The 23,930-nt window shown below is 69.2% G+C and carries 23 protein-coding genes; 5 read left to right on the top strand and 18 right to left on the bottom strand.

All coding sequences use genetic code 11. From position 1 onward, the window contains the following. Window positions 1-3: 3 nt before the first annotated feature. Genes ACGFX9_RS34905 through ACGFX9_RS34930 form a run of 6 tightly spaced genes read right to left on the bottom strand, consistent with a single transcriptional unit; the run spans window position 4 to window position 4,372 of the window. Window positions 4-741 carry a class E sortase gene (locus ACGFX9_RS34905; protein ID WP_393482671.1) on the bottom strand — a complete coding sequence of 246 codons (738 nt, stop codon included), beginning with the start codon at window positions 739-741 and terminating at the stop codon, window positions 4-6. 23 nt (window positions 742-764) lie between these two features. Continuing rightward, complete coding sequence (locus ACGFX9_RS34910; RefSeq protein ID WP_393482674.1) at window positions 765-2,024, bottom strand: class E sortase; 1,260 nt, start codon at window positions 2,022-2,024, stop codon at window positions 765-767. Next, window positions 2,021-2,674, bottom strand: a complete 654-nt coding sequence (locus ACGFX9_RS34915; protein WP_393482677.1) for an aminodeoxychorismate/anthranilate synthase component II — start codon at window positions 2,672-2,674, stop codon at window positions 2,021-2,023. Before ACGFX9_RS34915 ends, ACGFX9_RS34910 begins: the two co-directional genes overlap by 4 nt. Further along, window positions 2,671-2,832, bottom strand: coding sequence for a hypothetical protein (locus ACGFX9_RS34920; RefSeq protein ID WP_383284977.1), 162 nt, complete (start codon window positions 2,830-2,832; stop codon window positions 2,671-2,673). Before ACGFX9_RS34920 ends, ACGFX9_RS34915 begins: the two co-directional genes overlap by 4 nt. Before the next feature lie 31 nt (window positions 2,833-2,863). Beyond that, window positions 2,864-3,562, bottom strand: a complete 699-nt coding sequence (locus tag ACGFX9_RS34925) for a class E sortase (RefSeq protein WP_393482943.1) — start codon at window positions 3,560-3,562, stop codon at window positions 2,864-2,866. Between the two features lie 39 nt (window positions 3,563-3,601). Next, on the bottom strand, window positions 3,602-4,372 hold the full coding sequence (locus ACGFX9_RS34930; RefSeq protein WP_393482680.1) for a DUF881 domain-containing protein: 771 nt from the start codon (window positions 4,370-4,372) through the stop codon (window positions 3,602-3,604). Window positions 4,373-4,464: 92 nt separating this feature from the next. On the opposite strand from ACGFX9_RS34930, the gene crgA reads away from it, so the two are divergent. Further along, a complete protein-coding gene (gene crgA, locus ACGFX9_RS34935; protein WP_160506128.1) occupies window positions 4,465-4,719 on the top strand; it encodes a cell division protein CrgA in 255 nt (84 codons plus the stop codon). Window positions 4,720-5,039: 320 nt separating this feature from the next. Here the strand turns inward: crgA and ACGFX9_RS34940 are convergent, their stop codons facing one another. Further along, on the bottom strand, window positions 5,040-5,936 hold the full coding sequence (locus tag ACGFX9_RS34940; protein WP_393482683.1) for a rhomboid family intramembrane serine protease: 897 nt from the start codon (window positions 5,934-5,936) through the stop codon (window positions 5,040-5,042). A 115-nt stretch (window positions 5,937-6,051) separates the two neighbouring features. After that, window positions 6,052-6,585 carry a peptidylprolyl isomerase gene (locus tag ACGFX9_RS34945; RefSeq protein WP_393482686.1) on the bottom strand — a complete coding sequence of 178 codons (534 nt, stop codon included), beginning with the start codon at window positions 6,583-6,585 and terminating at the stop codon, window positions 6,052-6,054. Between the two features lie 258 nt (window positions 6,586-6,843). Between ACGFX9_RS34945 and ACGFX9_RS34950 the strand changes: the two genes are divergently transcribed. Next, window positions 6,844-7,566, top strand: a complete 723-nt coding sequence (locus tag ACGFX9_RS34950) for a DUF5324 family protein (RefSeq protein ID WP_393482689.1) — start codon at window positions 6,844-6,846, stop codon at window positions 7,564-7,566. A gap of 106 nt (window positions 7,567-7,672) precedes the next feature. Here the strand turns inward: ACGFX9_RS34950 and ACGFX9_RS34955 are convergent, their stop codons facing one another. From ACGFX9_RS34955 to ACGFX9_RS35000, 10 genes are all read right to left on the bottom strand, one after another. Next, window positions 7,673-8,623 (bottom strand): carbohydrate kinase family protein, encoded by a 951-nt coding sequence (locus ACGFX9_RS34955; protein WP_393482693.1) that lies wholly within the window; start codon window positions 8,621-8,623, stop codon window positions 7,673-7,675. Window position 8,624: 1 nt separating this feature from the next. Then, entirely contained in the window at window positions 8,625-9,857 is a 1,233-nt protein-coding gene (gene metK / locus ACGFX9_RS34960) for a methionine adenosyltransferase (RefSeq protein ID WP_393482696.1), read from the bottom strand. Window positions 9,858-10,013: 156 nt separating this feature from the next. Next, window positions 10,014-11,249, bottom strand: coding sequence for a methyltransferase domain-containing protein (locus tag ACGFX9_RS34965; RefSeq protein ID WP_393482699.1), 1,236 nt, complete (start codon window positions 11,247-11,249; stop codon window positions 10,014-10,016). Between the two features lie 9 nt (window positions 11,250-11,258). After that, window positions 11,259-12,251, bottom strand: a complete 993-nt coding sequence (locus ACGFX9_RS34970; RefSeq protein WP_393482702.1) for an SDR family oxidoreductase — start codon at window positions 12,249-12,251, stop codon at window positions 11,259-11,261. 105 nt (window positions 12,252-12,356) lie between these two features. After that, a complete protein-coding gene (locus tag ACGFX9_RS34975) occupies window positions 12,357-14,687 on the bottom strand; it encodes a methyltransferase domain-containing protein (protein ID WP_393482705.1) in 2,331 nt (776 codons plus the stop codon). After that, complete coding sequence (locus ACGFX9_RS34980; RefSeq protein WP_393482708.1) at window positions 14,684-15,379, bottom strand: antibiotic biosynthesis monooxygenase family protein; 696 nt, start codon at window positions 15,377-15,379, stop codon at window positions 14,684-14,686. Before ACGFX9_RS34980 ends, ACGFX9_RS34975 begins: the two co-directional genes overlap by 4 nt. Window positions 15,380-15,440: 61 nt before the next feature. Continuing rightward, window positions 15,441-16,463 carry a methyltransferase gene (locus ACGFX9_RS34985; RefSeq protein ID WP_393482712.1) on the bottom strand — a complete coding sequence of 341 codons (1,023 nt, stop codon included), beginning with the start codon at window positions 16,461-16,463 and terminating at the stop codon, window positions 15,441-15,443. A 69-nt stretch (window positions 16,464-16,532) separates the two neighbouring features. After that, window positions 16,533-17,672, bottom strand: coding sequence for a nucleotide disphospho-sugar-binding domain-containing protein (locus ACGFX9_RS34990; RefSeq protein WP_393482715.1), 1,140 nt, complete (start codon window positions 17,670-17,672; stop codon window positions 16,533-16,535). A 316-nt stretch (window positions 17,673-17,988) separates the two neighbouring features. Continuing rightward, window positions 17,989-18,993, bottom strand: a complete 1,005-nt coding sequence (locus ACGFX9_RS34995) for a hypothetical protein (RefSeq protein WP_393482718.1) — start codon at window positions 18,991-18,993, stop codon at window positions 17,989-17,991. Window positions 18,994-19,084: 91 nt separating this feature from the next. After that, window positions 19,085-19,615, bottom strand: a complete 531-nt coding sequence (locus ACGFX9_RS35000) for a MarR family winged helix-turn-helix transcriptional regulator (RefSeq protein ID WP_393482721.1) — start codon at window positions 19,613-19,615, stop codon at window positions 19,085-19,087. A gap of 138 nt (window positions 19,616-19,753) precedes the next feature. Between ACGFX9_RS35000 and ACGFX9_RS35005 the strand changes: the two genes are divergently transcribed. The 3 genes from ACGFX9_RS35005 to rfbB all read left to right on the top strand — a co-directional run bounded on the left by ACGFX9_RS35005 (window position 19,754) and on the right by rfbB (window position 23,766). After that, on the top strand, window positions 19,754-21,367 hold the full coding sequence (locus ACGFX9_RS35005) for a DHA2 family efflux MFS transporter permease subunit (RefSeq protein WP_393482946.1): 1,614 nt from the start codon (window positions 19,754-19,756) through the stop codon (window positions 21,365-21,367). Window positions 21,368-21,715: 348 nt separating this feature from the next. Further along, complete coding sequence (locus tag ACGFX9_RS35010; RefSeq protein ID WP_393482724.1) at window positions 21,716-22,783, top strand: glucose-1-phosphate thymidylyltransferase; 1,068 nt, start codon at window positions 21,716-21,718, stop codon at window positions 22,781-22,783. After that, complete coding sequence (gene rfbB / locus ACGFX9_RS35015; RefSeq protein ID WP_393482727.1) at window positions 22,780-23,766, top strand: dTDP-glucose 4,6-dehydratase; 987 nt, start codon at window positions 22,780-22,782, stop codon at window positions 23,764-23,766. The genes ACGFX9_RS35010 and rfbB overlap by 4 nt, the downstream gene beginning before the upstream one ends. Window positions 23,767-23,930: the final 164 nt, after the last annotated feature.

The following is a 23,930-nucleotide window of genomic DNA, read 5'->3' on the forward strand; positions in this document are numbered from 1 at the left end:
TACTTACTGGAGCTCCGCCGGTGGTGTCCGCTTGTTGTCGACCTTCTCGACCCGCTCCAACTCGCCCCATACCACGTAGCGGTAGTTCGACGTATAGACCGGCGTGCACGTCGTCAGGGTGATGTAGCGGCCGGGCTTCTTCGCGCCCGATTCCTTCGGGACCGGGTTCAGGACGTTCACGTTGTACTTCGAGGTCTCCGAAAGCGTCGAGTAGACCTTGTAGACGTACCACTTGTCCCGGGACTCGAAGACGATCGAGTCGCCCTTCTTGATCTTGTCGATCTTGTGGAACTTCGCGCCGTGCCCGTCGCGGTGCGCGGCCAGCGTGAAGTTGCCTTCCTTGTCCTCGGGGAGCGCCGACTTGACCGGGTCCTCGTAGTAGCCCGCGACACCGTGGTTGAGCACCTTGCTGTCGGTGCCCTTGGTGACCAGCACCTCGCCGTTGCCCATCGCGGGCACGTGGAGGAAGCCGATGCCGTCCTTGGTCTTCAGCTCGCCGGGGCCGCCCGCCCAGCGGTCGCGGACCCGGTCGCCCTGCTTGTGCGCCTCGCGGTCCGCGACGACGTTGGTCCACCACAGGGAGTAGACGACGAAGAGACCGAGCACCAGGCCCGCGGTGATGAGGAGTTCGCCGAAGACGCTGACCGCCGTGGCGATCGGGCCGCGGCCCCGCTGTCGTGGCGCCGGCGAAGGCGCGGTCGCCTCGGCCTGCTCCTCTTCGTGGTCGGTCGTGGCTGCCACTGGTTCTGCCCCGTTCTCACCGTTCAGTTGACGAGCGCGCTCGGTTTGCCCTTGCCGCGCGGTCGTTCCTCGACCATCTTGCCCCAGACGATCATTCGATACTTACTCGTGAATTCCGGGGTGCACGTGGTCAGTGTGATGTAGCGGCCCGCCTTGGTGAAGCCCGACCCCGGGGGGATCGGTCCGATCACCGAGGTGTTGTTGGGCTGGGTCTGCGGCAGGATGCTCGCCATCTTGTAGACGTAGTACGTGTCCTGCGTCTCGACGACGATCGGGTCCCCCGGCTCAAGACGGTTGATGTACCGGAACGGTTCACCGTGGGTGTTGCGGTGCCCGGCGACGGCGAAGTTGCCCTGCTTCGCGTCCGGCATCGGGGTCTTGGTGCCGCCCTCGTTGTAGTGGCCGACCATGCCGCGGTCGAGGACCTTCGACTTGTCGATGCCCTCGGCGATCGGCACGACGACGTCGAGGCGGGGGATGTGCAGGAGCGCGAAGCCCTGCCCGGGTTCGAAGGCGCCGGGCTTGCCCTTGCCTTTCGCCCACTCCTCCTGGAGGTCGTTGGCGGCGCCGTCGGCCTGCTGGTGGGCGCGGATGTTCGTCCACCAGAGCTGGTAGGTGACGAAGAGAAGCATCAGGACGCCGACCGTGATGAACAGCTCGCCGATCCCCCGGCTGACGACGGCGCCCGCGGAGGGCCTGCGGGCGCGCTCGGCGCGACGGGCCTCGACGCGGGAGAGGGGGGCGGCGGGGTCCGTCGACGCGGGGGGTGCGCCGGAGGCGCCCTTCTTGGCGGCCTTTCGGCGGGCTGCCCTGCCACCCGGTTCCGGCTGCGGCTGCGGCTGCGGCTCCACTATTCGGCGCGTGTCCGCCGTGCGCAGACCCACCGTCTCGTTGTCGTACACCGCCGGGGCCTGCGGCTCCTGGGGCTGGGGTTGGGGCTGCTGGGCCTGCTGAGGGGCGTACGCGCCGTACAGCTCCTCGTACGTCGGCTCCCGCGTCCCGTACCAGTCCCGGGCGTAGCCCTCGGGGTCGTACCACTCCTGCTCCAGAGGCCGCTCCGGCTCCGGCTGTGTCTCCGGCTGCGGCTCCGGCTCCGCGGGGCCGCTGCGGAACCACGGTGAAGGGTGCTGGCCCGGCAGCGGGTCCGTCAGCGGGTCGGAGAGGTGATCGACCGCCGCCTCGTACGCCCCGGGCGCCTCGAAAGCCCCCGGCTCCCCGTACGACGCGTGCTGCTCGTCGTAAGGGAGTCCGGAGGAATCGCGCTCGGGGCGCAACGCGGTCACGCCGTGGCCCTGCCCACCACCGGGGCAAGGCCGCTGGACCGGCCGACCGCCCCCTTGTCGCCGCACTCGACGAGCCAGTTGGCGAGCATCAGGTGGCCGTGTTCGGTGAGGACGGACTCGGGGTGGAACTGCACGCCCTCGACCGGCAATTCACGGTGGCGCAGGCCCATGATGATGCCGTCCTCCGTGCGCGCGGTCACCTGGAGCTCGGCAGGGACGGTGGCCGGCTCGGCGGCGAGCGAGTGGTAGCGGGTCGCGGTGAACGGCGACGGGAGCCCGGCGAACACGCCCTCGCCCTCGTGCACGACCGAGGACGTCTTGCCGTGCAGCAACTCCGGCGCCCGGTCCACCACTCCGCCGTACGCCACCGCCATCGACTGCATGCCGAGGCAGACGCCGAACACCGGCACCCCGGTGTCGGCGCAGTGGCGCACCATGTCGACGCAGACACCGGCCTGCTCGGGGGTGCCGGGGCCCGGCGAGAGCAGGACTCCGTCGAAGCCGTCCTGCGCGTGGCGCAGCTCGACCTCGTCGTTGCGCAGGACCTCGCACTCGGCGCCCAGCTGGTACAGGTACTGGACGAGGTTGAAGACGAAGCTGTCGTAGTTGTCGACCACCAGGATGCGGCTGGGGCGCCTCTCGGTACTCACTGGCCGTCCACCGTCACGTCGTTGAAGGGAAGCAGCGGCTCGGCCCAGGGGAAGACGTACTGGAAGAGCACGTAGACCACAGCGAAGACGAGCATCAGCGAAAGCAGTGCCCTTACCCATGCGTTTCCCGGCAGATGCCGCCAGATCCAGCCGTACATGCCGTCCCTTCCGTCGCCGTACGGCACCAGACTAACGGCGCAGTGCCTCCGGTTTCCCGGCCTCGACGGGCTGGGTGGCGTCGAGGTGCGCCCAGACGATCAACCGGTGGCTGTGGCCCCACTCTGGTTCACAGGTGGTAAGGGTGAGGTAACGGCCCGGCCCCTCGTATCCGGACTTGCGCGGGACCGGATCGATGACGTCGATGTCGCCGGGCAGCGTCTTGTAGGGCTTGTTGTCGACGCGGTACGTGAACCAGGTGGTGCCGTCGGTCAGGACCACGGGGTCGTTCGGCCGCAGCTCCGGGAAGTCCTTGAAGGGGTCGCCGTAGGTGCGGCGATGGCCCGCCACGGAGAAGTTGCCCCGCTGGCCGAGCTGAGCGGTGTCTCCGTAGTGACCGAGCCCCTTCTTGAGGAGGTCGGTTCCGGTGCCCTGGAGCACCGGCTTGTTCCACGTGAAACCGAACCGCGGGATGTACATGACGGCGAAGGGCTTGCCGTCCTTGTAGGGGGCGGGCTTCTTCGGAGAGGTCTCGGAGGTCCCGGCGGCCTCATCATCCGTCCCCGTGGGCACGGAGCCCTGCGCCCACTGGTCCCGCAGGTCGTCGATCTGCCCGTCCATGGCGCTGTCGGCCTTCACGCCGGTCCAGAACAGGACGTACACCACGAAGAGCACGATCAGCGTGCCGACGGTGATGCACAGTTCGCTGAACGTCCTCAACAGCACTCGCACCGACACCGGACGGTCCCTCCCCGGGTGCTACTCCACGGGTTACTCCACAGGCTTCGCGTAGTGGAGATCCACTGTGCCCGAGTAGCCGGGAAGAGTCATCGCCCCGTCGTCGTCGACTTTCCAGCCGAGGCCGTAGGCGTTGACGTACAGCATGTAGTTCTGGATCTCCGGAGACGCCGCGAGAGCCGTCTTGAGCTTCTCCGGGTCGCCGACCGCCGTCACCTTGTACGGGGGCGAGTAGACGCGGCCCTGGAGGATCAGGGTGTTGCCCACGCAGCGCACGGCGCTGGTGGAGATGAGCCGCTGGTCCATGACCTTGATGCCCTTCGCGCCGCCCTGCCAGAGGGCGTTGACCACGGCCTGGAGGTCCTGCTGGTGGATGACCAGGTCGTTCGGCTGGGGCTCGGGGTAGCCGGGGAGCTTGGCGGTGGCGTCCGGCGGGGCGTCGGCGAGGGTGACGGAGACGGCGTCGCCGCTGAGCTTCTTGGTGCCCGCGTTCTTCTCCAGGGCCTTGAGCCGGGCGTCGTCGGCCTTCGTGCCGCCGTTGTCCCGCTCGGCCAGGGATTCGACGTCGTCGCGCAGCGAACCGTTGGACTCGTCCAGCTTGCCGTTCTTGTGGCTGCGCTCCTGGATGAGGTCGGAAAGCCGCAGCATTGAGGCGTCGGTGCGGATGTTCGTGCCCTTGGCCGTGTTGAAACTGGTGAAGAAGATGAGCCCCGCGAGCGCGAAAACGGCGGCCGTCAGCAACCGGACCGGCCGCCAGCGAGGGCGACGACCCGGACCTGTGGGGGAGTCGGCGGAATTGCTCAACGTACCCTTATCTCCTTCAGCGCCGCGGAAGCACTACGCTAACGGACGCCCGGGGGAGGGCTCAGCTCCCCGTATCGACAGGAGAGACCCTCGTGCCGAAGTCACGGATCCGCAAGAAGGCCGACGATTACACGCCGCCCGCGAAGAAGGCGACGAACATCAAGCTGACCAGTCGTAGCTGGGTGGCTCCGGTGATGCTCGCGATGTTCCTCATCGGGCTCGCCTGGATCGTCGTCTTCTACGTCACCGACGGCAAGCTGCCGATCGACCCGCTGGGCAACTGGAACATCGTGGTCGGCTTCGGCTTCATCGCTGCGGGGTTCGGCGTCTCCACGCAGTGGAAGTAGCGAGCCGCCCGCAGGGCTGAACGCAAGCCTTGCCCTGAGTTATCCACAGCGCTATCCACAGTGGGGACCGAACTGGGGAAAAGAACGACGATCTGTGGATAACCCTCATGGTGTTGACGCCGGTGTGACCGGTGGCCCACCATGCGCGCCACCACTGGCCCCTTGTCCTTCCTGGGGAAACCCAGGTCAGCGACAAGGGGCACAGCTGTTCCCCACAGCATGCACAAGATCCGGCACACGCTGTGGACAACAGTGCGCTTCGGAGGCACTCGGAGGCACATGGGAGGCGCTTCGGAGGACAACTGTGGGCTTCAGAAGCCTCACACCAGCTGTGCGGTCCTGATGACCACAGTGGCCAGGACCACGACGAGCACCACCGCGCAGGTCCCCCACTGCACGAGCGTCCGCCGCTCACGGGGCGCGTGCACCATCCCGTACGCGATGGCGACACCGGCGACAAGACCGCCGACGTGCGCCTCCCAGGCGATGCCGCTCCAGGTGAAGGTGAAGAGCAGGTTCAGCGCGAGCAGCGCGATGACCGGGCGCATGTCGTAGTTCAGGCGCCGCATCAGGACCGCGGTCGCGCCGAGCAGTCCGAAGATCGCTCCGGATGCCCCGAGCGAGGCCTGGTCCGGGTCGGCGACGACATAGGTCAGGGCGCCGCCCGCGAGGCCGGACAGTATGTAGAGCGCCAGATAGCGGGCGCGGCCGAGCGCGGCTTCCAGGGGGCCGCCGAGCCACCACAGGCCGAGCATGTTGAACGCGATGTGCCAGATCTCCTGGTGCGTGAACATCGACGTGACCAGGCGGTACCACTGGCCCTCGGCGACGCCCTCGGTCGGCGCGAAGGGGGCGGGCGGCCACGCTCCGACCAGGACGAGGTCGCTCACCAGACGGTCGCCCATAGAACTGACCGCGAGGAACACCGCGATGTTCAGACCGAGGAGGATCTTGGTGACCAGGCGCGGGTCGGAGGCGATCGAGCCGCCCGCGAGCGTGCGCGGCTGGTTCGCGGCGGGCGCGTGGCCGGTGCCCGAGCCGCCGCGCACGCACTCGGGGCACTGGTAGCCGACCGAGGCGCTGATCATGCACTCCGGGCAGATGGGGCGCTCGCAGCGGGCGCAGCCGATGCCGGTCTCGCGGTCCGGATGCCGGTAACAGCCGGGCAGCCGCGGTGCGTCCTTCGGCCCCTGCGGGCTGCCTGGTGCCTGGTCCATGGGGTCCCCTCAATCTCCGTACGAAGGCACAGCTACGCCCACGCGTGCGAACGCGCCGCCCCGCTCTTCCTTACGGATGAGCGGGGCGGATTGGTTCCCTCGCGCGTACGCCGGGTCAGGCGGCGCGGGTCTCGATGACCACGGACTCGATGACCACGTCCTTGACGGGGCGGTCGGTGCGCGGATTGGTCTGCGTGGCCGCGATCTCGTCGACGACCTTCTGGCTCGCCGGGTCGGTGACCTCGCCGAAGATGGTGTGCTTGCGGGTCAGCCAGGCGGTCGGGGAGACCGTCAGGAAGAACTGGGAGCCGTTGGTGCCCGGGCCCGCGTTGGCCATGGCGAGCAGGTAGGGCTTGTCGAAGGCGAGGTCGGGGTGGAACTCGTCCGCGAACTCGTAGCCCGGGCCGCCCGTGCCGTTGCCCAGCGGGTCGCCGCCCTGGATCATGAATCCGCTGATGACGCGGTGGAAGACCGTGCCGTCGTAGAGCCGGTCCGTGGTCTTCTGGCCGGTCGCCGGGTGGACCCACTCGCGCTCACCCTGGGCGAGCTCGACAAAGTTCTTGACCGTCTTGGGCGTGTGGTTCGGGTGCAGGAGCACCTCGATGTCGCCTCGGTTGGTCTTCAGGGTGGCGTAAAGCTGCTCGGCCACGGTCTGCCTTCCGTTGTCCTCTGTGACGTCCCGATCCTCGCACGGACCGGATTGGGACGAGTAGCTGCGGAGTGGGCGCGCGGCGGGGCGATCCGTGGCATGGTCGGCGAAGCACTCTCTTGTACCGATTTGATGGCATTGATCGAATTGATCGCACCCGGATGCCCGCCCTCTCATGCCTGGGAGCCATCCAAAAGGCATGATCCTTGAAAGGGTGGAAAGGTGACATACCTATAAGCCACCGAGGAGGAGGATCCCGTGACCCGCATCGACAGCGTGCGCGCCGCGACCGGTTCGGCGAGGGAAAGCGTGCGGCATGCCGCGGAGGCGGTGGCCCCCTACGCCGGCACGGCCAAGGAGCAGGCCGTCCATTACGCGCACGAATCCCGCGCACGGCTCGCGCCCAAGGTGTCGCAGGCCGCCGGACAAGCTCGTGCGCAGTACGGCGCCCACGTCGGCCCGCGCATCGAGCAGGCCCGTACGCATGTGCCGCCGAAGGTCGACCACGCCGCGCACGAAGCCGCTGTCCGTACCCGCAGGGCCGCCGAGCAGACCCGCAAGGCAGCCCAGCAGGCCGCCGACTATTCGAAGCCGCGGATCGAGCACGCCGTGGCCGTGGCCCAGCCCGTCCGTGAGGAGGCCGCGTCCCGCGGGGCGGCGGCACTCGCCGCACTGCGCGGTGAGGTCTCGCCCAAGGAGATCCAGCGGCTGGTCCGCAAGCACAACCGCCGGGCCCGCGCCGGGCGTGTCGCCAAGGGCCTCATCGTCCTCGGCGTCCTCGCGGGCGGTGCGGTCGCCGCCTGGAAGTGGTGGGACAAGCAGGCCAACCCGGACTGGCTCGTCGAGCCGCCCGCCGCGACGGAGGTCCCGGACAGCACGCCGCTGGCCTCGGTCGACGGCAGCGGTCAGGCCTCCCTCGACCCCGAGGTCCAGGCCAAGCAGGCCGAGTCGGAGGCCTCGGAGCGCGATGATCTGCGCTGACCTGCGCTGATCTGCTCAGTCCTGCGCAGACCTGCGCTGAAGAAGTGCGAGAGAACGTCCGTAGGGCGGGTGGACCCCAGCTGGGGCTCACCCGCCCTACCGGCGTTTACGCCGCGTCCGCTCCGTAGGCGGCGACAAGTAGTTCACTCACGCGTTCGGGCGTGGGGGTGTAGTTCTGCGTGCCGATGACCGAAAGGGCGAGGGTGGCGAGCGCCGATCCGGTCCGGGCGCACCGGACCGGATCGGCCCCGGCCGAGAGCGAGGCGAGGTAGCCGGCGCGGAAGGCGTCACCGACTCCGGTCGGGTCGGCGACAGTGGCCGCGAAGACGGCCGCGACCTCCACCGGCGGCTCGTCGGCGCGTTCGATGCGGCTGCCCTTCTCGCCGAGCGTGGTGATCCAGCTGCCGACGCGTCCGAGTACGTCGCCGCGGGTCCAGCCGGTTTTGCCGAGGAGGAGCTCATGCTCGTACTCATTGGTGAACAAGTGGTCGGCGCCGTCGACCAGTTCACGGATCTCGGGGCCGGTGAGCCGGGCCAGTTGCTGGGCGGGGTCGGCGATGAAGGGGATGCCCAGGGTGCGGCAGGCGTGGGTGTGACGGGCCATCGCCGTCGGGTCGTCGGCTCCGATCAGTACGAGGTCGGCGCCGCCGTGGCGGCGCAGTACGTCGGCGAGGTCGATCGTGGAGGCCTCGGCCATCGCGCCGGTGTAGAAGGAGGCGAGCTGGTTGCCGTCGGTGTCGGTGGTGCACAGGAAGCGGGCCGTGTGCCGGGTGGTGGAGACGTGCACCCCGGAGGTGTCGACTCCCAGTCCGCTCAGGCGTGTTCCGTAGTCGTGGAAGTCGGCGCCGACGGCCGCGACGAGGAGGGGGCGGTGGCCGAGGCGGGCCAGGCCGTAGGCGATGTTGGCGGCGACGCCTCCGTCGCGGATCTCCAGGTCGTCGACGAGCAGCGACAGGGAGACGTGGTCGAGTTTGTCGGCCAGCAGTTGTTCGCTGATGCGGCCGGGGAACGTCATGAGGTGGTCGGTGGCGATGGAGCCGGTGACGGCGATGCGCACCTCAGGCCTCCGCCGACTTGCGCAGGGCGTCCACGCGGTCGGTGCGCTCCCACGTGAAGTCGGGGATCGCCCGCCCGAAGTGACCGTACGCCGCGGTCTGCGCGTAGATCGGCCGCAACAGGTCCAGGTCACGGATGATCGCCGCCGGACGCAGGTCGAAGACCTCGGCGATGGCCGCCTCGATCTTGTCGGTGTCGACCGTGGCCGTACCGAACGTCTCCACGAACAGACCCACCGGCTCCGCCTTGCCGATCGCGTACGCGACCTGCACCTCACAGCGCGCCGCGAGACCGGCGGCCACCACATTCTTGGCCACCCAGCGCATCGCGTACGCCGCACTGCGGTCGACCTTGGAGGGGTCCTTGCCCGAGAAAGCGCCACCACCATGGCGGGCCATGCCGCCGTACGTATCGATGATGATCTTGCGGCCGGTCAGACCCGCGTCACCCATCGGACCGCCGATCTCGAAACGACCGGTCGGGTTCACCAGCAGGCGGTAGCCCTCGGTCTCCAGCTTGATGCCGTCCTCCAACAGCGCCTTCAGCTCCGGCTCCACCACGAACTCCCGGATATCGGGAGCGAGCAGCGAGTCCAGGTCGATGTCCGAGGCGTGCTGCGAGGAGACCACCACCGTGTCCAGACGGACGGCCTTGTCACCGTCGTACTCGATGGTGACCTGCGTCTTGCCGTCCGGGCGCAGATACGGGATCGTCCCGTTCTTGCGCACCTCCGACAGACGACGCGACAGCCGGTGCGCGAGATGGATCGGGAGCGGCATCAGCTCCGGCGTCTCATCGCACGCGTAACCGAACATCAGGCCCTGATCGCCCGCGCCCTGCTTGTCGAGCTCGTCCTCTTCTTCTGCTTCTTCTACGCGGGAGGCGTCCTCGACGCGCTTTTCGTACGCGGTGTCGACGCCCTGCGCGATGTCGGGGGACTGTGCGCCGATGGACACCGAGACGCCGCAGGAGGCGCCGTCGAAGCCCTTCTTCGAGGAGTCGTAACCGATCTCGAGGATCTTGTCGCGGACCAGCTGCGCGATCGGCGCGTACGCCTTGGTCGTCACCTCGCCGGCCACGTGCACCAGGCCGGTGGTGATCAACGTCTCCACGGCGACCCGGGACTTCGGGTCCTGGCGCAGAAGCGCGTCGAGAATGGTGTCGCTGATCTGGTCAGCGATCTTGTCGGGGTGACCCTCGGTCACAGACTCCGAGGTGAAGAGACGGCGGGACATTCGTTTCTCCCATGGGTCGTATGAAACGGTCGGAAGCACGCAAAGTACGCGCACAGGGCAAAAAAAGGGGGCGCACCCGGCCGCGGGAGGGCGCGGCCGGGTGCGCCGGCGGTACAGCGGTACAGGGGTCAGAGGTCAGGCGGTCCGGTACAGAGGTCAGTCGATCCGTACGTCGGGGACGTAGTGGATCCAGCGCCCGCCCGCCTCGCGGAACGCGGCCTCCTTCTCGAGGATCTCGTCCTTGTGGTTCCAGGCCAGCAGCAGCGCGTAGTCCGGGTACGGGTCCGCGAAGGCCTCCGGGCTCTCGATCGGGATGAGCGTGCCCGGCGTGAGGCGCCCCTGCTTCTCCGCGGTGGAGTCGCAGATGAAGGAGACCAGGTCCGGGGTGATCCCGCAGTAGTTGAGCAGGGTGGTGCTCTTGGCCGTGGCGCCGTAGCCGACCACCCGCTTGCCCTGGTCCCGCAGTTCGCGCAGCCGGGCCACCAGGTTCTCGCCGAGCTCACGCACCCCGTCCGCGAAGCGCGTCAGCGTCGCGGAGTCGGTAAGGCCCTGCTCCTCCTCCTGCTTGAGGAGTTCGGTGACCGCGGGGCTCACGGGCCGAGCGCCCGTGTGGGCCAGCACGCAGCGCAGTTCGCCGCCGTGCACCGGCAGAAGCTCCACGTCGACCAGTTCGAGGCCGTAGCGGGCGGCCATGTCCTGCACGGAACGCGCCGTGAAGAAGAAGATGTGCTCGTCGTAGATCTGGTCGAACGAGGCGCGCTGCACGATGTCGCCGAAGTACGGGTCCTCGAAGACGAAGACACCGCCGGGCGCCAGCAGATTCTTGATGCCGCGCAGGATGGAGTCGAGGAAGTCGATGTGCGAGAAGGTGTTGGCGGCGAAGACGACATCGGCCTTGCCGTCGTCGGCGAGGATGCGGGCGGCGAGATCCTCGTCGAAGAACTCGTTGACCACCCGTATCCCGTTGGACCTGCCGACCTCGGCGACGTCCCCGCACGGCTCCACCCCGAGGTGGCGCACACCCGCCTTGGCGATCGTGTGCAGCATGATGCCGTCGTTGCTGCCCAGCTCGACGATGAAGGGGTCCGAGCCGGTCAGCTCCTCCGACAGGAAGCGCCCCGCAAGATCCTCGAAGTGGGCCCGCATGACGGACGAGCCCGAGGAGCGGTACGGGTAGGCGGAGTGGAACATCTGGTCGTGCTGGACGTAGTCGATCAACTGCACCATGGTGCACGCCTCGCACATGGCGACGGCGAGCCGGAAGCGGAAGGCGAAGGCCTCGTCGTCACGCTTGTCGGGCGGGACGAACGCGTTGCCCATGGGCTGCGGGCCCAGGTCGAGGAACTCACGCAGGGCGCCGCCACAGATGCGGCAGATCGGCTTGTCGGACATGAAGTCTCCTCAGGTCGGTCGCTGTGCGGGGGAAGACTGGGCGGGCGAAGACTGGGCGGGGGGAGCAGGAAGCGTGGGCGTGGGCTGGCTTGGGCGCCGCGTGGCGGACACAGCGGCCGGTCCGTGCTCGCGCAGGAACTCCGTGAGCGCGCTCCGCCAGGGGCGGTTCAACTGCCGTACGCGGGGCGGAAGTCGCAGGGAGACGAGCGGGGTCGTGGCCGGGCGCGCCGGGCCGGCCGACGCGGGGCCGGGCGAGGCCCGGCGGGGCAGTGCTTCGAGACCGAGGCCCGCCACGGCGGCGTACGCCAGGTCGTACCAGGTCGCGCTGCCCTCGTTGGTCACGTGGTACGGCCCGCCGTCCACATCGGCGGCGAGCAGTTCGATGAGCATGCGGGCCAGGTCCACCGTGTACGTGGGCGACATGACCAGGGTGTCGATCACATCGGCGGGCTCCCCCGCCGTCGCGCGCCGCAGGATCTGTTCGAGGAAGCCCGCCCTGCGCCGGTCGCTCGTCGGGGACGGTCCGAACAGGGCCGCGGTGCGCACCACCAGGTGCCGGGGGCTCGCGTGGCAGGTCTCGAACTCCCCCGCGAGCTTGGACATTCCGTAGGTCAGCAGGGGGCGGGGGGCCGCGGTCTCGTCGTACGCGTCGGGGCCTGTGCCGTCGAAGACGTAGTCCGTGCTGATGTACACGCAGCGGGCGTGCGCGTCGGCCGCGGCCCGCGCGACCCGGCGGGCGCCGAGCACGTTGACCTCGTACGCGCGGGCCGGATCGGCCTCGCAGGGGTCGACACCGGTGAAGACGGTGGCGTTGACCACGACATCGGGCCGCGCGGCGCCCATCAGCCGCTCGACCTCGCCGGGCCGGGTCACGTCGGCCTGGGCGCGTCCCGCCCGGTGCACGGCCTCGATCCGGGGGTCGGCTTCGGCGACGTCGGCGACAGCGGAGCCGAGCAGACCATCGGCTCCCAGGATGAGCCACCGCGGGGGAGGGGTCGGCATACCGTCAACCTCCGTGTGTTCGTGGGCGGTTGGTGGAGCGCGGCGGCATGTGGGCCCGCAGGACGTACCGCGGGCCCACAACCGTCGGCTGCGGAGGCGCCGGATTCAGGGCCGGCGCTGGGCGGTCACGTGCCAGACCGGCATCGTCGCCTTGCCCTGCTCGTCGAGCGCGAGCCCGGCGAGCCGCTCCGGGTCGACGTCGCCGTCCGGGTACTCCGACTTGATCATGGCCGAGATGTCGTCGACGCCGAGCGAGCTGGAGAACGTCGCGGGCTCGACGGAGACCACGTTCCAGACGCCGCCGACGACCTCGCGCAGGTACGCGGCGGTGTGCCGGTGCGGTCCCGGGAACGGGGCCTCGAACTCCTGGGCGAAGCAGAACATGTGCAGGGTGGCGCCCGGCCGGGACGCCTCACGCAGAGCCACCAGGTAGCGCTCACGCTCGTCGGCGGCCAGCGCGTGGAAGCAGGCGCTGTCGACGATGGTGTCGAAGCGGCCCTCGAAGCCCGTGAGCCGGGTGGCGTCCGCGACGGCGAACTCGACCTCGACCCCCTTGGCCTTCGCCCGGCGCCTGCCCTCCTGGACCGCCGCCTCGGCCACGTCGATCGCGGTGACCCGGTGGCCCTGCCCGGCAAGGAAGGCGGCGTTGTCGCCGAGGCCACAGCCGACGTCGAGGACATCCCCGACGACGGCCCCGGAGGCGTGCACGGCCACCAGGGCCGGCTGGGGCCTGCCGATGTCCCACGGCTGGACCGGCGGCGCCTTCTCCTCGCCCGCGGCCTTGCCCGACTCCTTGCCCGCGTCCTTGCCCTTGCCCGCGTAGATGGACTCGAAGTCGTAGTGGTCGGGGATGTGGGCGGTGGGGTACGTCATCTGTTCCTCCGGCAACCGCACGGACAGGGCGTGGTGGAAGACGTCACGGGGATCCCATGTCGCCTTGACGGCTTGCAGCGCCGCGTAGTTGTCCTTGAAGTAGAGCTCGTGCCAGGGCACCCCGGAGCGGTTCTGCTCCGGGTCGGCGAGGTCGATGTCCGGGTAGTTGATGTACGACCCGTCCGCGAGGTCGCCGGGGACCGGCACCCCGCCGGTGTCCGCGTACAGCTCTCCGTAGAGACCGCGCAGCCAGGCGATGTGCGCGTCGTCCTCGGCCGGGTTGCCCCAGGACGCCGAGTACGCCGCCTTGATCACGGAGTCGCGCTGGACCGAGGCGGTGTCCGCGGGCCCGACCGCGTTGATGGCGCCGCCGTAGCCGTTGAGCATCATCAGGGACTCGCGGCCGAAGTAGTCCTCGCGCTGGAACCACCGGTAGAGCGTCGCGATCTGCTCCTCGGTGTGCACGCCGCGCAGGTAGGCGGCCTTGGTCTTGATGCGCGCGCCCATCACGGGACCGGAGTCGCCCTGGCCCATGTAGCGGCTCGCGGTCAGCCACGGCAGTTCGTTGCGGATGACGAAGGGGGTGACCCCGACGCCCTCGTCGACGGCCGCGAGGAACGCGTCCAGCTTGCCCGCGGCGTCCGGCGCCGTGGAGTCCATCTGCACGAACATGGTGAGCCCGCCGCCCGAGCGGTGCCTGACCCACAGCGAGGCGAAGAGCCCCGCGAACGGTGAGCCGGGCCCGCTGTTCTCGACGTGCCAGCCCATGAAGTTGCGGACGATCCTGCTGAACGCGGGCAGGTCGCACTGGTCCCACGACCAGTTGACCATCGCGGTGAGCAGCGAGGCGGGCGGCTTGGGCAGCAGCCCCGCGGGGTCGGTGCCCGTCGCCTCGGGAGAGCGCATCCAAAAGCGCGTCACAATCCCGTAGTTGCCCCCTCCCGCGCCGGTGTGGGCCCACCACAGCGCCCTGTTGGGGTCGTCCGGCTCACGGGTGGCGATGACCGTGCGGACCTGGCCGCCTTGGTCTACGTGGACGACCTCGACGGCGTAGAGGTGGTCGGCGACCAGGCCGTGCAGCCGCGACAGCGGGCCGTACCCGCCGCCGGAGATGTGGCCGCCCATGCCCACCGCGGTGCAGACACCGGCGGGCAGCGTCACGTCCCAGTTCCAGTACAGCGTCTTGTACACGTGGCCGACCGTCGCGCCGGCCTCGATGGCGACGGCGTTGAGCTCCGGGTCGTAGTACACCCGCGACATCAGCGAGAGGTCGATGACGACCTTGACCTCCGGATCGGCCACGAAGGCCTCCGGGCAGTGCCCGCCGCTGCGTACGGCGACCCGCTTGCCGGCGGCCAGGGCGCGGCCGAGGGCGTCGGCGACCTGACCGGTGGAGCCGACAAGTTCGATCTGGTCGGGCGCGCCGACGAACCGGTAGTTGTCGCCGCGCGCCAGCTCGCCGTAGCGGGAGTCCTGGGGCCCGACGACGACCGGTCCGGGCGCGGGGTGCGGACCGGGGACACCGGCGGCTTCGGCGCCGTCGACCGAGGGGGTGGTCGTCACTGGCCACCGGCCGGCTGATCGGTGGCGGAGCGCGAGAACACGACCTCGTAGGTGTTCGCCGACCGCGATGTCAGCAGCGGGCGGGCCTCCGCGCGCATGGCCCGCGCCTGCGCCGAGCGCGTCTCCTCCGGCAGGTTGTGGAACGTCTCGTACGCCTCGCGGCTCTCCCACTGGGCGTAGTTGACGACGAAGTCCCCCTCGATGCCGCGCAGGATGGAGTTGGAGCGGTAGCCCGGCACCTCCTGCATCGACTCGTCGGGCTTGGCGAACAGGTCCACGACTCGGGCCTGGTTCTCCGGCTTGACGCCCATGATCACGATGACGGTGAAGTCGTCCCGCTCCGTCGAGATCTCTATCTGCTCCAGCGAGTGGTGCAGATGGGTGGCGATCACCTCTGTCTTGAGCAGGTGCACCGTGGTGGTCAGTTCACTGAAGTAGGGCACCGTGTTGTGCTTGAAGTTCTCGCCCTCGTAGCGCTCCTGGAGGTCCTCCAGGCTGCGCCACTGGATGTAGTTGGCGGCACAGGGCTTGTCCAGGCCGCCGTGCAGGGTGGAGGAGCGCCACCCCGGGTAGTTCGCCCCCTCGATGATCCCCTGCATCGTGTCGAGCAGGGTCTTCTGGCCGTCCCTGTCGACGGTGTCGAAGAGGTTGAACACGGTGAGCGACCCGTTGTCGGGCGTGATGATGGGCATTACTTACTGTCCCTCCGCTTGGCTTGGGTCGGTCAGACCCGGACCGCTTGGCTTGGGTCGGTCAGACCCGGACGGCTTCGACGACGCTGTGCAGGCCCGCCCGGACGATGCGCTCGAGGCGCAGGCCGGCTTTCTCGAAGAGGGCGGCGAACTCGGCCCGGGTGCGCTGTTTGCCGCCGCAGAGCACCAGCATGTTGAGGTCCATGAGCGTGACCGTCGGCGACGGCTCGGCGCGCTCCGGCATGACGGCCTCGACCAGGAGCACCCTGCCGCCCTCGGCGAGCGCTTCCCGGCAGTTGGTGAGGATCTTCAGGGACTGCTCGTCGTCCCAGTCGTGGATGACGTTCGACAGCAGGTAGGCGTCACCGCCCACCGGTACGGAGTCGAAGAAGTCGCCCGCGACGATCTCGACGCGGTCGTCCACCCCGCGGTCCTTGAACGTCTGCTCGGCCCCGGCCACCACGTCGGGCTGGTCGTACAGCAGGCCGCGGGTGTCCGGGTTGTCGGCCAGGACCGCTGCGAGCAGGGCGCCGTGCCCGCCCGCGACGTCGACGAGGGTGCCGATGCCGCCGAAGTCGAAGGCGCCGACCACCGGGGCGATCAGCTGGCGGGAGGCCTCGGACATGGCGTCGTCGAAGACCTTCGACACGTCGGCGCGGCCACGCATGTAGTCCCAGACGTCCTGGCCGTGCACCTGCTCGAAGGCCGGATTGCCGGTGCGGACGCTGTCCGCGAGTCCTGCCCAGGTGTTGCGGTCGGCGGCGAGGCCGACCCAGCGGGCGAAGTTGCGCATCGAGGTCTGCGAGTCGCTGCGGAGCGCGTCACCGACCTCGGTCAGGGCGAACACCTGGCCCTCGCGCTCCTCGAAGAGGCCGATGTCGGCGCAGGCCCGCATCAGCCGGTAGAGGGTGGGCGCGTGGGCGCCGACGGTCTCCGCGATCTCGTGCACCGGGCGGGGCCCGGCGGCGAGCGCGTCGGCGACGCCGAGTTCGGCGGCGGCGCTGACGGCGGCGGCCATCCAGCTCGAAGTGGCGAGCTGCAGCACCCGTGCGGAAGGCGGCGGCTTGGGGGGTGAGGTCTGCATGGCAGGCGGACCCTTTCGGTCGCGGGTTCAGTGGTTGCGTCAGTGCTGTGCGAGGGGCGGCTACCGGTGTCAGCCGCGCGCCAGCGCTTCCAGATCGCCGACGACGTCGTTGGGCGACGGCATCTTCGCCAGCTCTCCCGCGAGGTCGCGGGCGTGGCGCGCGTAACTGTCGTCGGAGAGGATCTTGTTGCAGGCGTCGAACGTGTTGTCCGGCGACTTGTCGCCCCGGTGCAGGATCACGCTGGAGCCCTGTTGTTCGAGGATCCGCAGCGAACTCTCGAAGGCCTGGAACTGGTTGACCACCACCTGCGGCGTGCCCGCCGCCATGGCGTTGAGCGTGGTCAGACCCCCGGCGTGCACGATCGTGTCGCAGGTGCGGACGAGGAACTCCATCGGCACCCAGTCGCTTCGTACGTCCGGGAAGCGGGCCCGCAGCTTCTCCGACGCCGCCTCGTTCGCCGCGACCACGATCTCCGCGTCGAGCTCGGAGAGGCGTTCCACCAGCGAGCAGAGGTAGTCGAACATCTCCGGCATGGCGGTGCGGAAGCTGCCGAGCGTGACGCACACCCTGCGGCGCTCACCCGCGGCGTACATCCACGGCTCCAGCTTGCGCTGCCGGTTGCCCGGCACCCACCTCATCGGCCGGCCCGGCTTGGTGCCCGGCGGGATCAGGCTCGGCGGGCAGATGTCGATGAACAGATCCGGGTCGGGCAGCCGGTCGAGGCCCAACAGGCCTAGCTCCGGGGCGAGTTCCTCGTTCGCGTACTGCTCGACCCCCTCGAAGTGCAGCCAGTCCCAGGCCTGACGGACGTAGGGAATCCCGAGTTTGGAACCGAGCAGCCCGGCGGCGTGCGCGTCGGTGCCGCCGACCACGAGGTCCGGCCGCCAGGCGTCGGCGAGCCGCAGGAGCCCCTCAAGGCCGACCGCCGCCTGGCGCCCGAACCAGCGCCCCACGTAAGGGAGTTCCTGTTCGGGCGACCACGGGAACTCGATCGGGCCGCCCGGCCGGTCCAGCTGCTTGATGCTCTCCGTGGTGTGGCCCTCGGCCACGGCCACGGCGGGCAGTCCGACGGAGGCGATGGTCGGGGTCAGTTCGTCGAAGGCGGCGACGAGGATCTCGTGCCCGGCGTTGCGCACCGCCGTAGCGAGCGGGGCCAGGGCGAAGACTCCCGCCGGGCTCGTTCCCGCGGCGATGAACAGGACTTTCATGCTTCTCCTTCAGGGCAGGCCGCCCGGGCACGCCTGACACCGCCTCGGCCGCTGGGGCGGAGGCGGTGGGCAGGACGACGTCCGGGGAGGGGGCAGGAGGTGAGGGTGCGAGGCGCGTACGGTCGCGGCGCCGGGTGAGGCGGATTACGTACTGTCCGGCCGGCGCGGTGATGGGAACGGGGCCGCTGGGCATACACGTTCCAAGATGGAGAGTATCTTCTTCGCCCCAGGTCGGGCTGTCAAGGGCCGTCTTCTGTACGGAGGTTGACTCAGCCGGCCGTCCCGAACCTCTGGAGGATCTCGCGGTGCAGGTCGATCAGGAGCGGCACGTCCTCGCGCTCGGCGCGCGCCATCCCGCACTCGGTGCAGATCCCCCAGGCCGTGTCGTCCCCGGGGAGGAACCGGTCGATGAGCTCGATCTGCTTCTGAACGGTGCCCTCGGCCTGCCGGGCGGGGTGGTAGGGCACGACCGACAGACAGAGCTCGGTCGCGGGGCCGGTCCGCAGGCCGGCCAGTGGTTCGAAGTACGCCTCGTCGGAGCGGTCCTGCGGGACGGTGAAGGAGATCCAGGACGGGGCCCGGCCGGGCCCCCGGCGAGCGCGTTGGCGATCTCGACCTGGTTCGCGAGGGACTCCGGCTCGATCATGTGCCGGTGCTCGAAGTCGCCGTAACACAGGTGCACTCCGACCGGTACGCCGTCCGGTACGCGGCCCATGAGCGCCGCCACCCGCGACGTCAGCGGTTCCAGGCGTGAGGGGTCCTGGTCGATCAGCACGGTCTCCACCGCGAGGTCCCACTGCACGGCCAGGTCGGCGTGCGGCACGAGGGCCAGGAGCCGGTCGAGATCGCCGAGGAGCGCCCGCTCGTAGGAAGGCGCGATGCGCTCCTTGTCGCCGGGGCTGAAGAGGCTGCCGACCGCCAGGGGCGTGGGGTACTCGGCCTGCATGCGGACACCGCCGGGCACCACGCCCTCGTCCCGCAGGGCCACGAAGGCCGCGTAGGACTTCTCGTACTCGCTCGCGTAACCCAGGTCGGGCCACCGCAGGCCCTCCGGGTCGGTTCCCTCGGCCAGCCGCACCGAGGGCCCGCCCTCATAGGAGTCGTCGGCGGCCGTGTCCCCGGTTGACCCGGTGTCCGGCACCAGTCCGGGCGTGGCAAGGAGCCGGGGGAACTGGTATCCGATCCACTGGGCCCGGTCGCCGGTCTCGCCGTCGGGCAGGCGGCGTACGCCCGCGGGGACCCGTTCCGCGAGAGCGCGCAGGACGGTGGGGGCGTCCGGCAGGTTGACCCCGCCGTTGAAATGGACACTGGCAGGGGGCATGGGGGACCTCTCGGTGGTGCGTGCGCCGTGCGGTTCGTTCCGCGGAGGTCCAACTCCTGTGCGGGCGCGTCAGTCACGATCCCCGTGTTCGTCAGGTCTGGCGGGGGGTGGCGCGGCCGCCCGTCTGGCGCTCCTGGTACTCGGTCGCGAGCAGCGAGTCCATGGTGTCCCGCAGGTGAGCGATGAAGTTCTCGAAGTGCTGGAGCTGTTCGGGGGTGTACTGCGACATCTCGGCGGTCATGCGGGTGGCGTAGGGGCCGAAGAACTCCTCGGCCCGCGGCTTCACATGGGGGCTGCTGCGCAGCGTCACGATCCTGCGGTCGGTGTGCTCGCGGGTGCGGACGATGTGCCCGGCCGCTTCGAGGCGGTTCAGCAGGGCGGTCGTCGCGCCGGATGAGAGGGAGACGCGCTCGCTCAGCCGGGCGGGGGACAGCGGGGTGCCCTTGTCCTCGGCGTACAGGATCTCGACCAGGGCGGCGGCGTCGGTGGAGTGCAGGCCGAGCCACGTCGCGAACCGCTGGGTGAACTCCGCGTAGTTGGCGCCGAAGGCGCGCAGTCCGTCCATGAGGCGATCGCGTCGCGCCTCCAGGCCGTCGAACCCGGCTCGCTCCACTTGCTCCATCGTCAATGCTCCCGTTCCCGATCCGCGCCGTGGCCCAGCGGGCCAAGGGGTTTGACACCGTAACGCGTCCAATCTATCTTCATGGCAAAGATACATCAGAGTGGAGGTACCTTGAACGGCACCGCGGAACCCCCCACCATGCGCCAGTGGCTCGGCCTCGTCGCCGTGTCCCTGGGTGTGGCCCTGATCGTCGTGGACATCACGATCGTCAACGTGATCCTGGCCCCGATCATCGAAGACCTCTCGATCGACTCGGCGGAAGCCCAGTGGATCCAGGAGTCCTACGCGATCGCCTTCGCGGCGCTGCTCCTGCTCGCCGGCCGCCTCGCCGACCTGTACGGCGCCCGCAAGATCTTCGTCATCGGTCTCGTCGTGTTCGGCGTCACCAGCCTGCTGGCCGCCGCCGCGCCCAACGGCGGCCTGCTCATCCTGGCCCGCGCCCTCCAGGGCATCGGCGGCGCCATGATCCTGCCGACGTCGCTCGCCCTGGTGAACGCCACCTTCACCGGTAAGGCGCGAGGTCAGGCCTTCGCCATCTGGGGGTCGACCATCGGCGCCGCGGCGGCCGTGGGCCCGCTGCTCGGCGGCTGGCTCGCCGACATCTCCTGGCGCTGGGCCTTCGGCATCAACATCCCCCTCGTCGCCCTGATCATGGCGGGGGCGATGATCTACCTCGCCCCCTCGCCCCACACGCGGGGCCGCATCGACGGCATCGGCGGCGCGCTGTCCGCCGTCGGGCTCGGTCTGCTGGCCTTCGCCCTGATCGAGGGACGCACCTACGGCTGGCTGATGACCACCGAGTCGCTTGACGTCGGCGGCGTCTCGTGGAGCGGCGGTCCCTCGCCCGTGTTCGTCTCGTTCATCGTCTCGGTCGTGGTCCTGTGGGCGTTCTGGCGGCGCCAGGCGACGCTGGGCAGGAAGAACGACGAGCCGCTGATGGACGTCAAGCTCTTCTCCATCCCCTCGTTCCGCAACGGCAACGTGGTGACGCTGATCGTCGGCCTCGGCGAGTTCGGCATCATCGCGGTGCTGCCCCTGTGGCTGCAGTTCACGCTGGACTACAGCGCGTTCGAGGCCGGGCTCGCGCTCGTCGCCCTCGCCGTGGGCAGCTTCTTCGCCAGCGGTGCCAGCTTCTCGATGGCCGCCACGGTCCCGCCGATCTCCCAGGTGCGGATCGGTCTGGTCCTGGAGGCCGGCGGTCTGGTGATGCTCGGCATGATCGCCGCCACCGACAGCTCCTGGTGGGCGATCGCGATCGCGCTGTTCATCTACGGCATCGGCGTCGGCTTCGCCACGGCGCAGGTCACCAACATCGTCCTGGTGGACGTGCCCCACGAGAGCGCGGGCCAGGGCTCGGGCGTACAGAGCGCGGCCCGCGAACTGGGCTCCGCGCTCGGTATCGCCGTACTGACCACGCTGTTCTTCAGCACGCTCTCCTCCGACCTGAACGACCGGCTCACCGACTCCGGTGTCCCGTCGGCCGAGGCCGACAAGCTCAGCGGGGTCGTGACGGACAGCGCGGGGTCCGTGATCCACGCGCTCGACGACGACCAGAAGACCGCCGCGGTCGCGGACGCCGCCCGCGAGGCGATGTCCCACGGCCTGGAGATCTCCAGCTACGTCTGTGCCGTGCTGCTCGGTCTCGCCCTGCTCACCACACTGTTCGTCACCCCCCGCAAGCAGCCGGGCGCCCCCGCGGGCCATGGGCCCACGGAGCAGGAGGCCTCGGAGCAGGAGCCCAGCACGAACTGAGCTGAACACCTGCCAAAGAACGACCCGGCCGGCGGGTTACCCCTCTCCCCCATGGGACCCCCGGCCGGGTCATCATCCTCAACAGTACTAACCAAAATGGCGCGAGAAATCCCGGGGAATGTTGCGGAAATCACTCGCGCCACCGGAGGTCGTAAGCGATGTTAATTAGAGAAGGCTGGACAAGAGGCCACCTGAGCACATAAATTCTGACGCGGCACGTGCACAATGGCGTTTATCGATGCGGCGACCGGGCCTACCGACCCGGTCGTGGCTTGGGGGCTGCTGCATGTCGTTGCACATTTTAAAGACCGTTACAGCAGGCCGTTTCCGCAGGTCGGAGGCCTCGTCATGAAGGCTCTCGTCCTCTCGGGAGGAGCGGGAACGCGTATGCGGCCGCTCACTCACACCACGGCGAAACAATTGGTCCCGGTGGCCAACAAACCCGTTCTCTTCTACGGCCTTGAAGCCATAGCAGAGGCAGGTATCACCGAGGTCGGCATCATTGTCGGCGAAACCGCCGAAGAGATTCAGGAAGCGGTAGGCGACGGGTCCAAGTTCGGCCTCGACGTCACCTACATTCCGCAGGAAAAACCACTGGGCCTCGCGCACGCGGTCCTGATCTCCCGTGAATTCCTGGGAGATGAAGATTTCGTCATGTATTTGGGCGACAACTTCATCGTCGGCGGCATCACGGACCTGATCGACAATTTCGTACGGGACCGCCCCGACGCCCAGATCCTGCTGACCCACGTGAACGACCCCAGCGCCTTCGGCATCGCCGAGCTGAACGACGCGGGCGACATCGTGAGCGTCGAGGAGAAGTCCCGCTGGCCCAAGAGCAACCTCGCGATCGTCGGCGTGTACCTGTTCACGTCGGCCGTCCACGAGGCGGTCCGCTCGATCGCACCGTCCCCGCGCGGGGAGCTGGAGATCACCCACGCCATCCAGTGGCTCATCGACGAGCGGCGCAACGTACGCTCCACGACGGTCTCCGGCTACTGGAAGGACACCGGGAACGTCGTGGACATGCTGGAGGTCAACCGCTCGGTCCTGGAGACGCTCGAACCGCGGATCGAGGGCGACATCGACGAGGAGAGCCAGATCATCGGCCGGGTGCTGATCGAGGAGGGCGCGCGGGTGCGCAGGTCCCGCGTCGTGGGTCCCGCCATCATCGGCCGGGGCACCGTCGTCAGCGACTCCTACATCGGCGCCTACACCTCCGTGTCGGAGTACTGCCACATCGAGAACAGCGAGATCGAGTTCTCGATCGTGCTGCGGGACTCCTCGATCAAGGGCGTGGGCCGGATCGAGGCCTCCCTGATCGGCCGCAGCGTCATGGTCACACCGGCCCCCGCCGTGCCGCACGCCCACCGGCTCCTCCTCGGCGACCACAGCAAAGTGCAGATCTCCTCATGACGGCCACCCATGTACTGGTGACCGGCGGAGCGGGCTTCATCGGCTCCCACTACGTACGTACGGTCCTCGGCCCGCAGGGCCCGGGCGAGGTCACCGTGACCGTGCTCGACAAACTGACCTACGCGGGAAATCCGGCCAACCTCGACGCGGTGCGCGGCCACCCCGGGTTCTCCTTCGTCCACGGCGACATCTGCGACGACCAGCTCGTGCACAGGCTCATGGGAAACGTCGACCAGGTGGTCCACTTCGCCGCCGAGTCGCACGTGGACCGCTCCATCCGGAGCTCGGCCGAGTTCACGCGGACCAACGTCGTGGGCACCCAGGTCCTGCTCGACGCGGCCCTGCGCGCCGGCGTCCGCACGTTCGTCCACATCTCCACGGACGAGGTCTACGGATCGATCGCCGAGGGGTCCTGGCCGGAGGAGCATCCGCTGAGCCCCAACTCGCCCTACGCCGCGTCCAAGGCGTCGAGCGATCTGCTCGCCCTGAGCTATCACCGCACCCACGGCCTGGACGTGCGCGTGACCCGGTGCTCCAACAACTACGGGCACCACCACTTCCCCGAGAAGGCCATCCCCCTCTTCGTGACCAACCTGCTCGACGGCAAGCGGGTGCCCCTGTACGGCGACGGCCTCAACGTCCGGGACTGGCTGCACATCGACGACCACGTGCGGGGCATCGAGCTGGTCCGCACCGGTGGCAGGCCGGGCGAGGTCTACAACATCGGCGGCGGCACGGAACTGACCAACAAGGAGCTGACCGGGCGGCTGCTCGCGGAGTGCGGCAGCGACTGGGACATGGTGGAGTACGTCGCCGACCGCAAGGGGCACGATCTGCGCTACTCGGTCGACTGCACCAAGATCTCCGCCGAGTTGGGGTACCGGCCGCGCAAGGACTTCGCGACCGGCCTCGCCGAAACCGTCGCCTGGTACCGCGCCAACCGGGCGTGGTGGGAGCCGCTGAAGGACCGCGCGGCGCTGTGAATTGACGCCCCGTCAGCAACGGTGGCCCCGCTCTGCGATGCAGGCCACACTCCAGCCGGAACCTCATACTCCGGGCACGTGACCAGCGCGTTCGAGCCTGTTTGCAGGCCCGGAGTCATTGGGCAGCGGAATTTCTCTCTGTGAAAAACGGCCACCAGAGGCTA

The sequence above is a fragment of the Streptomyces sp. NPDC048436 genome (assembly GCF_043200355.1).
Taxonomy (GTDB): domain Bacteria; phylum Actinomycetota; class Actinomycetes; order Streptomycetales; family Streptomycetaceae; genus Streptomyces.

What these genes read in the sequence shown, in the direction of transcription:
- ACGFX9_RS35005 (WP_393482946.1), top strand. Translation starts at nt 19,754, where the DNA reads ATGCGCCAGTGGCTCGGCCTCGTCGCCGTGTCCCTGGGTGTGGCCCTG.
- ACGFX9_RS35010 (WP_393482724.1), top strand. Translation starts at nt 21,716, where the DNA reads ATGAAGGCTCTCGTCCTCTCGGGAGGAGCGGGAACGCGTATGCGGCCG.
- ACGFX9_RS34940 (WP_393482683.1), bottom strand. Translation starts at nt 5,936, where the DNA reads ATGGACCAGGCACCAGGCAGCCCGCAGGGGCCGAAGGACGCACCGCGG.
- ACGFX9_RS34920 (WP_383284977.1), bottom strand. Translation starts at nt 2,832, where the DNA reads ATGTACGGCTGGATCTGGCGGCATCTGCCGGGAAACGCATGGGTAAGG.
- metK (WP_393482696.1), bottom strand. Translation starts at nt 9,857, where the DNA reads ATGTCCCGCCGTCTCTTCACCTCGGAGTCTGTGACCGAGGGTCACCCC.
- ACGFX9_RS34990 (WP_393482715.1), bottom strand. Translation starts at nt 17,672, where the DNA reads ATGAAAGTCCTGTTCATCGCCGCGGGAACGAGCCCGGCGGGAGTCTTC.
- ACGFX9_RS34970 (WP_393482702.1), bottom strand. Translation starts at nt 12,251, where the DNA reads ATGCCGACCCCTCCCCCGCGGTGGCTCATCCTGGGAGCCGATGGTCTG.
- ACGFX9_RS34980 (WP_393482708.1), bottom strand. Translation starts at nt 15,379, where the DNA reads ATGCCCATCATCACGCCCGACAACGGGTCGCTCACCGTGTTCAACCTC.
- ACGFX9_RS35000 (WP_393482721.1), bottom strand. Translation starts at nt 19,615, where the DNA reads ATGGAGCAAGTGGAGCGAGCCGGGTTCGACGGCCTGGAGGCGCGACGC.
- ACGFX9_RS34965 (WP_393482699.1), bottom strand. Translation starts at nt 11,249, where the DNA reads ATGTCCGACAAGCCGATCTGCCGCATCTGTGGCGGCGCCCTGCGTGAG.
- ACGFX9_RS34995 (WP_393482718.1), bottom strand. Translation starts at nt 18,993, where the DNA reads ATGCCCCCTGCCAGTGTCCATTTCAACGGCGGGGTCAACCTGCCGGAC.
- rfbB (WP_393482727.1), top strand. Translation starts at nt 22,780, where the DNA reads ATGACGGCCACCCATGTACTGGTGACCGGCGGAGCGGGCTTCATCGGC.
- ACGFX9_RS34985 (WP_393482712.1), bottom strand. Translation starts at nt 16,463, where the DNA reads ATGCAGACCTCACCCCCCAAGCCGCCGCCTTCCGCACGGGTGCTGCAG.